The sequence below is a fragment of the Martelella alba genome (assembly GCF_005217455.1).
Lineage (GTDB): Bacteria > Pseudomonadota > Gammaproteobacteria > Enterobacterales > Enterobacteriaceae > Acerihabitans.
Map to the genome: position 1 here is coordinate 1 of NZ_SZPQ01000037.1, position 12,091 is coordinate 12,091.

14 protein-coding genes are annotated in these 12,091 nt (G+C 56.3%); 3 read left to right on the forward strand and 11 right to left on the reverse strand.

Going from position 1 to position 12,091, the window contains the following annotated elements; translation table 11 throughout:
- Positions 1-106: 106 nt before the first annotated feature.
- Together FCN80_RS20050 and FCN80_RS20055 are read right to left on the reverse strand one after the other, a co-directional pair.
- The gene (locus FCN80_RS20050) at positions 107-385 is read right to left on the reverse strand and encodes a PTS sugar transporter subunit IIB (protein ID WP_136992086.1); all 279 of its coding nucleotides are present in this window, start codon (positions 383-385) and stop codon (positions 107-109) included.
- A gap of 217 nt (positions 386-602) precedes the next feature.
- Positions 603-1,070, reverse strand: coding sequence for a PTS sugar transporter subunit IIA (locus FCN80_RS20055; RefSeq protein ID WP_136992087.1), 468 nt, complete (start codon positions 1,068-1,070; stop codon positions 603-605).
- A 573-nt stretch (positions 1,071-1,643) separates the two neighbouring features.
- Here FCN80_RS20055 and FCN80_RS20060 point away from each other — a divergent pair.
- On the forward strand, positions 1,644-2,663 hold the full coding sequence (locus FCN80_RS20060) for a LacI family DNA-binding transcriptional regulator (protein WP_136992089.1): 1,020 nt from the start codon (positions 1,644-1,646) through the stop codon (positions 2,661-2,663).
- A gap of 145 nt (positions 2,664-2,808) precedes the next feature.
- Here the strand turns inward: FCN80_RS20060 and yfcD are convergent, their stop codons facing one another.
- Together yfcD and yfcE are read right to left on the reverse strand one after the other, a co-directional pair.
- Positions 2,809-3,372 (reverse strand): NUDIX hydrolase YfcD, encoded by a 564-nt coding sequence (gene yfcD / locus FCN80_RS20065; protein WP_136992091.1) that lies wholly within the window; start codon positions 3,370-3,372, stop codon positions 2,809-2,811.
- Positions 3,373-3,458: 86 nt separating this feature from the next.
- A complete protein-coding gene (gene yfcE / locus FCN80_RS20070; RefSeq protein ID WP_136992093.1) occupies positions 3,459-4,010 on the reverse strand; it encodes a phosphodiesterase in 552 nt (183 codons plus the stop codon).
- Positions 4,011-4,194: 184 nt separating this feature from the next.
- Between yfcE and FCN80_RS20075 the strand changes: the two genes are divergently transcribed.
- Positions 4,195-4,821 carry a glutathione S-transferase N-terminal domain-containing protein gene (locus FCN80_RS20075; protein ID WP_136992095.1) on the forward strand — a complete coding sequence of 209 codons (627 nt, stop codon included), beginning with the start codon at positions 4,195-4,197 and terminating at the stop codon, positions 4,819-4,821.
- 175 nt (positions 4,822-4,996) lie between these two features.
- Entirely contained in the window at positions 4,997-5,899 is a 903-nt protein-coding gene (locus tag FCN80_RS20080; RefSeq protein WP_136992096.1) for a TIGR01777 family oxidoreductase, read from the forward strand.
- A 6-nt stretch (positions 5,900-5,905) separates the two neighbouring features.
- On the opposite strand, the gene hisP is transcribed toward FCN80_RS20080, so the two are convergent.
- The 7 genes from hisP to cvpA all read right to left on the reverse strand — a co-directional run bounded on the left by hisP (position 5,906) and on the right by cvpA (position 12,017).
- The gene (gene hisP, locus FCN80_RS20085) at positions 5,906-6,679 is read right to left on the reverse strand and encodes a histidine ABC transporter ATP-binding protein HisP (RefSeq protein WP_136992098.1); all 774 of its coding nucleotides are present in this window, start codon (positions 6,677-6,679) and stop codon (positions 5,906-5,908) included.
- A gap of 31 nt (positions 6,680-6,710) precedes the next feature.
- Positions 6,711-7,418, reverse strand: a complete 708-nt coding sequence (locus tag FCN80_RS20090; protein WP_136992100.1) for an ABC transporter permease — start codon at positions 7,416-7,418, stop codon at positions 6,711-6,713.
- Positions 7,415-8,101: a histidine ABC transporter permease HisQ gene (locus tag FCN80_RS20095; RefSeq protein ID WP_136992102.1), complete on the reverse strand. Its 687-nt coding sequence runs from the start codon at positions 8,099-8,101 to the stop codon at positions 7,415-7,417. The genes FCN80_RS20090 and FCN80_RS20095 overlap by 4 nt, the downstream gene beginning before the upstream one ends.
- Positions 8,102-8,175: 74 nt before the next feature.
- A complete protein-coding gene (hisJ, locus tag FCN80_RS20100) occupies positions 8,176-8,958 on the reverse strand; it encodes a histidine ABC transporter substrate-binding protein HisJ (RefSeq protein WP_136992104.1) in 783 nt (260 codons plus the stop codon).
- 298 nt (positions 8,959-9,256) lie between these two features.
- Positions 9,257-9,856: a UbiX family flavin prenyltransferase gene (locus tag FCN80_RS20105; RefSeq protein WP_373880356.1), complete on the reverse strand. Its 600-nt coding sequence runs from the start codon at positions 9,854-9,856 to the stop codon at positions 9,257-9,259.
- Positions 9,857-9,977: 121 nt separating this feature from the next.
- Positions 9,978-11,495, reverse strand: a complete 1,518-nt coding sequence (gene purF, locus FCN80_RS20110; RefSeq protein WP_136992107.1) for an amidophosphoribosyltransferase — start codon at positions 11,493-11,495, stop codon at positions 9,978-9,980.
- A gap of 33 nt (positions 11,496-11,528) precedes the next feature.
- A complete protein-coding gene (gene cvpA, locus FCN80_RS20115) occupies positions 11,529-12,017 on the reverse strand; it encodes a colicin V production protein (RefSeq protein ID WP_136992108.1) in 489 nt (162 codons plus the stop codon).
- Between the last annotated feature and the right edge of the window lie 74 nt (positions 12,018-12,091).

Below are 12,091 nucleotides of genomic sequence, written 5' to 3' on the forward strand. Positions count from 1 at the left end.
GTGTTAGACATGTATCCAAGCCTATCTCTTAAGTTAAGAGACTTCTACTGTCTGGTTTCGCAGGGGGCCTACTCAATAACGGCTTATCTAGCGTTAACACTGTGCATTATTTAGCGTGCTCTTGAAAAAAAATGTGTAGTTTGCTTTCCAATTCATTAATATCCACAATATTACTTAATATCACCAATTGTTTTTCCGGCACCCTGGCGCTATAAGCAATGTCTTTGGCCATCACGAAAACATCGGCCGCGCCCGGAATGGCCGACGACAGATCGGAATGTTCCACCTCGGCTTCGATGGACATTTTTTTCAACACTTTTTTTATATTCATTTCCATCATTAAACTGCTGCCCAGTCCCGAACCGCAAATAGCCATGATTTTCATGTCAACCACCCTTGATAAATTATTCCACGTTGAACTGCCTACCCTATTAGGACTGTTTTACTTGTCAATTTGGATCCGGACAATGCTTGGCATCCTCAGGTGTTGGATAATTCGGTTGACCGTGTTTGCTCACCCCGGTCGCAACGCCGTCTCTGCGTCTGGGCGTTTGCTCACTTGCCGTCGCGACGCCGCTTGAATGATGCAAGTGTCGTTAACATTATTTGCTCGTCTGGGGTTTGACGCTGCAACCGGCGATAGTCTGCGCTATCGCCGCAATCGTATCCGCTTGCCGTATCGCGTTCACCGCCTGTTCATCAGCAAACAATGCCGCCAGTTCGGCAATCAGTTTAACGTGGCTGTGTTTATCCGGCGCGGCCAGCATGACCAGCAGATAGACCGGGTCATTCTCGACGGAATGAAACACGACGCCCTGTTTGACGCATAACAGCGATAAGCCCAGCGCCAGCGCGCCGTCCTCCGGACGGGCATGCGGCATGGCGATACCTGGCGCCAAAACGTAATATGGCCCCAGTTCCCCGTGCCGGCGGTAGATGGCCGCCACATAACCGGCGCTGATGATTCCCCCGGTCAGGAGCGGTTGCGCAACCCGCGCCACCGCCGCCTGCCAGTCCGCCACCCGATCTGCCAGTTGAATAGTCTTTTCGGTTAACCAGTCGTTTAGCATGGCGCCTCCGGGATTGTTTGCCGGCGAATCGGGGTATCCGCATTATCGACACGCCCCGCGTTGCCGGCATACCGGCGACGCCCAAGCGCCGCCCGGGCATTACCGCGGATGGCATACCTTCCCCAAAACCCAGGATATTCGGTGAGAATCCATCCATTGACAGGGACTTTAATGAAGCCCACGCCCGCTAACTGTGATTTATCTCCCAAAGATAGCGCTATCAAAGAGAGCAATGACCGTTTTGTGATAGCGCTATCAAAAACAAATGCCCCCCACTCTGTCGAGGTTAGAAGGGGTATATGCCTAAAGTTTGACGCGGGTTACACTAGGGACCGTTCCCATTAGGGTTGTTTCACTGGCTGTTTAAACCCGGTCCGCGCCCGACTTCTTCGCGTACCGCGTGCGCGCTGTGGTTTCTCCGCGCCAACCGGGTTCAGGCCGGCCGCCTGGATCATGCCTACGGGGGCGGAATTCAGGCAGCATTGCATCATTTGGCGTTATCGTTCGACGAACGGTTTATGTTGTGCTTGCGCCCGCCGGCGTCCCGGCGGGCGCCCATGGGTAGGATTGTGCATGTCCATCATAAAAAAAAGACGCGGCACCGGCAGGGTCACTATCGCGGATGTGGCGCAGCTCGCCGGCGTGGGAACCATGACGGTTTCCCGGGCGCTGCGCAAACCGGAGCAAGTTTCGGATAAGCTGCGCGATAAAATCGACGCCGCTATCCAGGAATTAGGCTATTTACCCAATCTGGCGGCCAGCTCGCTGGCCTCGGCGTCGTCTTATACCATCGCCATGCTGGTGCCCAGTCTGCTGGAGCCGGGCTGCGCGGAGATGTTCGCCGGCCTGCAAAAGGTATTGCAACCGGCCGGCTATCAGATCATGCTGGCCGAGACCCGGCACAGTCCCGAGCGGGAGGGAAAACTGCTGGAGACCCTGCTGGCCTATAATCTGGCGGCGGCGGTACTGCTGAGTGTAGAGCACAGCGACGATACGCGCGGCTGGCTTGCCGGCGCCCATATTCCGGTCATTGAAATCGGCGCGGTTCGCCAGGATCCGCTGGATATGAATATCGGCATCGATATTGCGCAGGCCATGGGTAAGCTCACCCAGACCGTCCTGGATAAAGGCTACCAGAACATCGGACTGCTGTGCGCCAACCAGGAACAGTGGCTGTTTCAGCAGTTCTTGCAGGGCTGGAACAAGACAATGCTGCGCAACCATATGTCGCCCCAGCGGGTACTGAATGCCGCGCTTCCGGCGACGTTTAGCACCGGCGCGCAGCAATTGCCCGAGCTGCTGCTGGCCTGGCCGGAGATGGATGCGTTGATTTGCCTGTCCGACGAACTGGCCTGCGGCGTCCTGTACGAATGCCAGCGCCGACATATCAAGGTGCCGGAACAACTGGCGGTGGCCGGCTTTGGCAACAGCGATGTGAGCACGGTCTGTCAGCCGCCTTTAACCACCATAACGGTACCCCACCGGGAAATCGGCATTCTAGCCGGCGAAGCCTTACTGGCCCGGCTCAACGACGAACCATGGCGACCGGTAGCCGCCGTTGCGGCCACCTTGTGCAAAAGGGCCAGTATTTGATGCCCCCTTGCCAGTCCATTGAACAAACGGACCCGCGCCGGTAAACCCGACGGGGAGCGCGTCCATGACCGTTAGCGCGGGAAGCGCGTTTATGCTTGGCCCAAGCCAAGCCGGCCCTTATGGCGCGTATCGTCATACCTCGCCGTTATTCGGCGGCGCGGTCATCCCCGGCGACGGCCGGTTTGCCATAGGAAAGCGAAGCGTTGCGGCTCATCCACAAGGACAGCGCTTTCAGCGAATCCGGGGTGAATTCGTCGCAACGGGCGGTGATGTCCTCGGGCCGCAGCCAGGTGACCTCTTCGACCTCTTCAGCCTGCAAGGCGAACGGGCCATGGCTGACGCAACTGAACAAGGCGCCCCACACCCGGCAATGCTCGTTTTCGAAATAAAACATACCGTGATCGGCAAACGGCACGCCGGCGATGCCGAGTTCTTCCTCCGCTTCGCGACGGGCCGATTCCAGCATGTTTTCGCCGCTTTGCACCACGCCGCCGGCGGTGGCGTCCAGATAGCCGGGGTAGAAATCTTTGTTGGCGGTACGGCGCTGTACCAGAATATTCCCCATACCATCATGGACCACGATATAGCTGGCGCGATGCCTTAGCCGCTCGGCACGCATCTGCTGACGGGTGGCCTGGGCGATGACATCGTTATTCTCGCTGACAATATCCACCCATTCCGTCACCGCGGTCTGAATCTCTTGCACCATCTGTCGAATCCCTTGTTAGAAGACGCTGAGCGTCTCGAACCTATTAATGTAAAAAATGAAAAATTTTAGCCAAGGTTTGACATAAATTAGTGGTTAATCGTGACTTCTGCAATAGTTTCAGATGACACCAGTGAAACGACCCGCAAGGTATTCTGTTCAAGGATGCCATAGCTGGGGGCGAAGCCCCCTTTAGGCATACTGACCGAGCCGGGATTGAAACAAATAATATCATCCAGCCGCTCGGCCTGAGGAATATGGGTATGGCCATAGGCCAGGATATCGCCGGGGCGCAGAGGCGGTCGCGCCGTGGGAGAATAGAGGTGTCCGTGGGTCAAAAACAGACGGGACCGTTCCAGCAGCACCTGTTGCCAGGGCGCCGTTATGGGAAAGGACAGCATCATCTGATCGACTTCGCTGTCGCAGTTGCCGCGTACCGCGATAATGCGATCGGCACAGGCGTTCAACGCCGCCGCCACTTCCGCCGGCCGATATTCCGCCGGCAAGGGATTGCGCGGGCCATGATAAAGCAAATCACCGAGCAGGATAAGCCAGTCGGCCCCGCAGCGGTCGAACAGGGACAGGATTTGCCTGGCGGCCGTCAGGGAACCGTGAATATCGGAAGCCATCAGCAACTTCATCGCTTTTTCCTCGTAAAGCACGTCAATGTCTTAAGCTTAACAAACTTCCCCGCGCGGGTAACCCGTCTATACTCGTCATACTTCACGTTGCCTCTTTGTTGGCGGCGCGCGCGGCCAACAATGCTATCGCTTGAAAGACGACGGGTATACAGTGATAGAAACATTGCCAGCTATAGGAAGAAACATGATCGATCTCTATTACGCGCCAACCCCTAACGGGCGCAAAATTATGCTCTTTTTGGAAGAAACCGGCCTGCCCTACCGGCTCTGTCCCGTGAATATTTCGGCCAATGAACAGTTTGCCCCGGCCTTTCTGGCCATCTCGCCCAACAACAAGATTCCGGCTATCGTTGATCATTCGCCGGCGGATGGCGGTGCGCCGCTGAGTTTGTTTGAATCGGGCGCCATCTTGCTTTATTTGGCGGAAAAAACCGGTAAATTGCTTTCCCGCGACTGGCGCGAACGCCAGGCCACATTGCAATGGCTGTTTTGGCAGGTGGCCGGATTTGGCCCTATGCTGGGGCAGAACCACCATTTTAACCATTTTGCGCCTAAGCCGGTACCTTATGCCATGGAACGCTTCCAGCGGGAAACCGTGCGGCTGTACGGCGTACTGGATCGGGAATTGCAACAGCATGAATACCTGGGCGGCGACCAGTACAGCATTGCCGACATCGCCACTTACCCATGGGCCGCGGCGCATGAACGGCAACGGGTCGATTTGACCGATTATCCGGCGGTGGGACGTTGGCTGGCCCTGATCGGGGATCGTCCGGCGGTGCGACGCGTCTACCCTCCGGCGGCAGAATAACGACTTGTTTGTCGCCGGTATGAGGGAGGCCTTTTTTCGGGCGGCATTTTTTTCCTGATGGGCAACAAGAGATTCTCAATGAATACAGCCGCCTCACTTATTTCCGCCGCGTTATGACCTATCATTGAACAATGAACGGCCCATAGCCGCGGCGGGTGGAAAGCGAGGGAAAACTATGAAGATTTTGGTTACCGGCGGTACCGGACTGATAGGTCGGCATCTGATTGCCCGGCTATTGGCGCTGTCTCATGAAATCACGGTGTTGACCCGCGATCCCCAACGCGCGCATCAGAAACTGGGCGGCACGATTACGACGTTGAGCTCGCTTTCCTCGTGCGCCGCCCTGGATGGTATTGACGCGGTCATCAATCTGGCCGGCGAACCCATCGCGGATAGGCGCTGGACGCCGGAGCACAAGGAACTGCTGTGCCAGAGTCGCTGGAATATCACCGAACAGCTTAGTCGCCTCATCCGGCAAAGCAATCGGCCGCCAGCGGTCTTTATCTCCGGTTCCGCCACCGGATATTACGGTGATCAGGGGCAGCATCTGGTTACCGAGGATGAAACCCCGGTGGACGATTTCGCCCATCAGTTATGTCAGCGCTGGGAAGATTTGGCATTGGCGGCCGCCAGCGATCACACCCGGGTATGCCTATCGCGTACCGGAATCGTCATGGCGGCCGACGGCGGAATGCTGCAAAAGGTTTTGCCGCTGTATAAGCTCGGTTTGGGCGGTCCCATTGGCGACGGGCGGCAATTCCTGCCCTGGATTCATGTGGACGATATGGTGAATGCCCTGCTATACCTGTTGACCACCGACAATTTACGCGGGCCGTTCAATATGACGGCCCCTTATCCGGTACATAATGAGCAATTCGCGGCACTTCTCGGTGAAGTGTTGTTCCGCCCGGCGATGATGCGGGTACCGGCCAGAGCGGTGAAAATTATGCTCGGCGAAGGCGCTGACCTGCTGCTGGGCGGCCAGCGCGCGGTGCCCAAACGCCTGGAAGAGGCCGGTTTTACCTTCCGCTATAGCGATCTTAAAGATGCCTTGACCGATATTGTCGCCTCTGCCTGACCGGGGTTATTTCAACGCGCCGGACAAAAACTGCTGCAAGCGGGGACTCTTGGGGTTGCCGAAGACTTCGGCCGGCGTGCCTTCCTCCTCGATGACACCCTGATGAAGGAAGATCACATGGCTGGAGACGTGGCGGGCGAATTCCATTTCGTGCGTGACCACCACCATGGTTTTCCCTTCTTCCGCCAGTTTTTGCATGATCCGCAGGACTTCGCCCACCAATTCCGGATCCAGCGCCGAGGTGGGTTCGTCGAACAGCAGCACTTCCGGTTCCATCGCCAGCGCGCGGGCAATGGATACCCGCTGTTGCTGGCCGCCGGAGAGATTGACGGGGTACTTGGCCCGGGCGCGTTCGTCGATGCCGACCTTGTCCAGATAATATACCGCCCGCTCGCGGGCTTCGGTTTTGCTGAGGCCCAGTACCTGCACCGGCGCTTCCATGACGTTTTCCAACACCGTCATGTGGCTCCACAGGTTGAAATGCTGGAATACCATGGTCAGCCGGGTACGCAGCAACTGTAGCTGCTTTTTATCAAACACTTTTAATTGCCCATCGCGATCGCGCACCATGTGAATTTCCACATTGTTGACGCTAATGGAGCCTTCGCTGGGTTTTTCCAGAAAATTGATGCAACGCAGAAAGGTGCTTTTGCCGGACCCCGATGACCCGATAATACTGATGACATCCCCTGCCCGCGCTTCCAGAGAAACCCCTTTTAGCACTTCGAGGTCTCCGTAACGTTTGTGCAATTCCTGAATCAATAATTTTGTCTCTTGCATAGCGTTAACCTGTTGTATGCGCCTGGCGGGATCACTGCGGTTTGACATGCCGCAACCAGCGTTTCTCAGCTTGCCTGAACAAGCTTATCAGCACAAAAGAGACCACCAGATAGATGATTGCGGCGATGCCGAAGGCATAAAACGGCTGATAGGTGGCCGCATTGATATCGCGGGCGATTTTCAGCACGTCCGGCACGGTGGCGGTAAAGGCCAGCGCCGTGGAATGCAGCATCAGAATCACTTCGTTACTGTAGGCCGGCAGCGCAATGCGCAAGGCCGACGGCAGAATAATGCAGCGATAGAGCTTGAACCGGTTGAAGCCATACGCGCGCGCGGCCTCGATTTCGCCATGGGGCACCGAACGGATGGCGCCGGCGAAAATTTCCGTGGTGTAGGCGCAGGTGTTCAGTGTGAGCGCCAATACGGTGCAATTCATGCCGCTGCGGAAAAAAGCGTTTAGCAAATCGTTGCCCCGGATAATTTCCAGGCTGTAGACGCCGGAATAAAATACCAGCAACTGCACGTACAGCGGCGTGCCGCGAAAAATGTAGGTGAACAGCCAGACCGGATAGCTGACCCAAGGCAAGGACGATACCCGCGCCACCGCGAGGAGGACCGCCAGAACGCCGCCCATCGCCACCGACGAGACCAGCAGCCACAAGGTAATGGCCAGTCCGGTGAAACGATAACCATCGCTCCATAGTAATGCATGGCCGTACTGCTGAAGAAGTTCAATCATAACTCGGCCTTTTTAACACCCAACGAGTAACGCCGTGTCAGCCATAACAGCACGCCGTTGGACACCGTGGTGAAAATCAGATACACCACGCCGGCCACAATGGCGAAATAGAATGGATGGTAAGTGCCCTTCCCGGCCAATTGCGTGGCTTTGACCACATCTTCAAGACCCAGCAGCGAGACCAGCGCGGTGGCCTTGAGGATGACCTGCCAATTGTTGCCGATACCGGGCAAGGCGAAACGCATCATGGCGGGGAACAGGATCCGGCGGAAAACCTGGCCGCCGGACAATCCGAAAGCGACCGCCGCTTCGATTTGCCCTTTCGGCACCGCCAGAAAAGCACCGCGAAAAGTTTCGGTGAAATAGGCGCCGTAGATAAATCCCAGCGTGATCATGCCGGCGCCCATCGGGTCGATGTCGATTTGATCCATGCCCAAGGCTTCAGTGACATTATTGAGCGCGATTTGCAAGCCATAGAATATCAGCAGCATCAGCACCAGATCGGGCACGCCGCGAATAAGCGTGGTGTAGCCATTGAAAGCGGCCGCCAAGGGGCGGTTGCGGGAAAGCTTCGCACCGGCGCCTATCAGGCCTATCGCCACCGAGAGCAATACCGACCCCACTGCCAACTCCAGTGTGACCAGGGCGCCATTGAAAATCAGTTGTGCGTAACCGTAGAACATCAGCCTATCCTGTCCTGGCGGAGGATATTGGAACCTGTCCGCCCGCAACGCGGACGGACACAAGAATGACAGGATTAACCGCCGTAAACGTCGAAATCAAAGTATTTCTTGGCCAATTTATTGTAAGTGCCGTCTTTCCGCATATCGGCGAAGGCCTTGTTCAGCGCGTTTTTCAGATCGGTTTCGTCTTTACGCAGCCCCATACCGGTGCCGACGCCGAAGAATTTATCGTCTTTGACCGACGGACCGGCGAACGCATAACCTTTACCGGCGGGTTGCTTGAGGAAGCCCTCGCTGCCGGCCACTTCATCCTGGAATGCCGCATCGAGACGACCGGCGGTCAGGTCGGAATAGATTTGATCCTGATTCTGATAGGCCACCACGTCAATTCCTTTGGGCTGCCAATTGGCATTGGCGTAGGCTTCCTGGGTCGAGCCCTGCAAAACGCCCACATGTTTGCCTTTCAGGCTTTCCACCGTTGGGGTGATATTGCTGCCGGCTTTGGCAATCAGACGCGCGTCGGCGGCATACAGCTTGTCGGTAAAGTCGATTTCCTGCTGGCGTTTTTCAGTAATCGACATGGAGGAGATAATGGCGTCGATTTTCTTGGCTTTCAGGGACGGAATAAGGGCGTCAAAATCGCTTTCCACAAAAGTGCATTTCGCCTTGATCCGTTTGCACAGATCCTTTGCCAAATCGATGTCGAAACCGACCAGCTTTCCGCTGGAATCTTTGGATTCGAACGGCGCATAGGTGGGATCGGTGCCGATTTTGATGTTTTTCGGCACCGCCGCAAAAACGCTTCCTGCGGAGGCCAGCGCAAACAGAATGGGAAGAACTTTGACCAGCTTTTTCATACATTACCCTCAGAATATTTTTATGTTAGGTAAAACTGTGTGATGTTTTCAGCGTGAAGAATTGCACATTTCATGCCATTTTAACCGGCCGGCGACCGTTGCGACCACCGGGCGGCTTTTCCTTGATGCTGCGTTAGCCGTATCGATCCCCCCGGACGGCGGGATGACCAGCAGGCCGCGACGGTTGGCGAAAAAGCCCGCAACGGCCGCACCAAAAGAACACATAGCATGATCATAATTGGTGCAATGTTACCAGAACGCGCCATGACGCAGCGTTAGGAGGGTATGGAGGGTCCGGTTAATGATGGCCGCCCTGCCAGCGCTGGAACAAATCCTGGGGCAGCGCGATATCAAATTGATCCAGTACGCGGTTGACCGTCTGATCAATAACCTCCGTCAACGAGGAAGGCCGGTGATAGAAAGCCGGCACCGGCGGCATGATGATGGCGCCCATCTCCGCGGCGGCGGTCATCAAACGCAAGTGTCCCAAATGCAGCGGCGTTTCTCGCACGCACAGCACCAGGGTGCGGCGTTCTTTCAGCGCCACGTCCGCCGCTCTGGCCAGCAGGCCGTCGGTATAACTGTTGACGATGGCCGACAAGGTTTTCATTGAACAGGGCACCACGGCCATACCGGCGGTTTTAAAGGATCCGGAACTGATACTGGCGGCGATATCGCGGCAGTCATGCGTGACATCGGCCAGCGCCTGCAAATCGCGCACGTTGTAGTCGCTTTCCAGCGCCAGCGTCTGGCGGGCGGCATTGCTCAGGACGAGATGCGTTTCCACCTCCGGTACCTGGCGCAGCACCTCTAGCAGACGCACGCCGTAAATGGCGCCGCTGGCGCCGGTCATGCCCACGATCAGTCGTTTCATAGGAGGGCTCCGAGTGGCCCGCAAGAAGCGGTCCGAATACAAAAACACCCGGCGCGCAAGGCCGCCGCCGGGTGCGAAAGATTACCGCGCCGCATCATACCGCTGGACGGCGCGTCCGCCCAAAATCCACGCGCCGCGGCCGCAGTCAACCTTCGTTGTACATTTCCAGATTTTCCACTTCATTTTGCATTCGAATCGCTTTGGCGTCATCGCTGCGCAACGATTCGAGGTAATCCAGGTAACGCTGATCCACGTCCCGTGTCACATAAATGCCGTTAAAAACCGACGATTCGAACTGAGCGATATCCGGATTGTCTTCGCGCACCGCGTCTTCGAGATCGTGCAAATCTTGGAAAATAAGCGCATCGGCGCCTATCAGTTGGCGGATTTCGTCCACTTCCCGCCCGTGAGCGATAAGTTCGGTGGCGCTGGGCATGTCTATGCCATAGACATTGGGGAAACGTATCTCCGGCGCCGCGGAGGCCAGATACACATGGCGGGCTCCGGCCTCGCGCGCCATTTCGACGATTTGTTCGGACGTGGTGCCGCGCACGATGGAGTCATCCACCAGCAGGACATTCTTGTCGCGGAACTCGGCGCGGTTGGCGTTGAGCTTGCGGCGCACCGATTTGCGCCGAACTTGCTGGCCGGGCATGATAAAAGTGCGCCCGACGTAGCGGTTTTTCACGAAACCCTGACGATAGGGCCTGTTGAGAATGCGCGCGATTTCCAAGGCGATATCGCAAGAGGTTTCCGGAATGGGGATAACCACGTCGATATCCAGGTCTTCCCATTCCCGGGCGATTTTTTCGCCCAGTTTCTGTCCCATGCGTACCCGGGCGCTGTAAACGGAAACCTTATCGATAAACGAATCCGGACGAGCGAAATACACGTATTCGAACAGACAGGGATGGTTTTGCGGATTTTCCGCGCATTGGCGCGTGAACAGTTGGCCTTTCTCGGTGATATACACCGCCTCCCCCGGCGCCACATCGCGCAGGAATTCAAAGCCCAGCGTATCCAGCGCCACGCTTTCGGAGGCGACCATATATTCGTTGCGGCCGTCCGGCAGCGTGCGTTTGCCAATCACCAGCGGCCGGATGCCGTTAGGGTCGCGAAACGCCACCAGCCCGTGTCCGATGATCATGCCCACCACGGCGTATGCGCCGCGAATCTGCTGATGCGTCGCGGCGACGGCGGCAAAAATATTGTCCGCTTCCAGCGGGTAATCGGGGAAACGATCCAGTTCGGTGGCGAAGATATTCAACAGGATTTCTGAATCGGAGGTAGTGTTGATATGACGCCGTCCCTTTTCGAATAGCTTTTCGCGCAATTCATGGGCGTTGGTCAGATTGCCGTTGTGGGCCAGCGTGATACCGAAGGGAGAATTGACATAAAAGGGCTGGGCCTCGGACGCGCTCGAACTGCCGGCGGTGGGATAGCGGACATGGCCTATCCCAATGTTGCCTTGCAGACGCTGCATGTGCCGCGCCTCGAACACGTCTTTCACCAGACCGTTGGCTTTACGCAAACGAAAACAGTTTAAAGCATCGATAGTCACGATACCCGCGGCGTCCTGCCCACGGTGCTGAAGCACCGTTAATGCGTCATAGATAGACTGGTTTACCGGCATAAAACCGGCGATACCGACAATACCGCACATGTTGTCATTTCCTCATCAGCGCAGCCGGGGCGGTTAATGCCTCGGCAAAAAACTCGACGTGCTGGACAGATAGTCGAAGAACCATCTGATGATACCGCTGAACTGCGGTATCAGTTGGGACTGCCGCCAGTCGTTGCTTTGGGAAAAACCGGTGAAGGTATCCAGAAAGAATAAGATCGCCGCAACGATCAATATGCCCCTGAGCGCACCAAAGCACACCCCCAGCACACGGTCGGTGCCGGATAAACCGGTCCGTTCCACCAAAGAGCCAAGCACGTAATTGACGATTGCCCCGACAATCAGGGTCGCCACGAACAACAGGGCAATCGCGATACCGTTGCGAACCAGCTCGTCTTCAAAACGGGTGAAGTAAACGGCGAGATAGACATAATAATGACTGGCGACAAAAAAAGCACATCCCCAGGTTATTAAGGATAACGCCTCTCGGATAAACCCGCGAATCAGACTTACCAAGGCCGAAAAAGCGATAATGCCGATAATGGCATAGTCAATCCAGTTCATACCCGCATTCCTCGGCCATAGGTCCCGTCAACGGGTTCGCGGCGCATTCTATCAGAAAAAGAAAACGTTTGCGC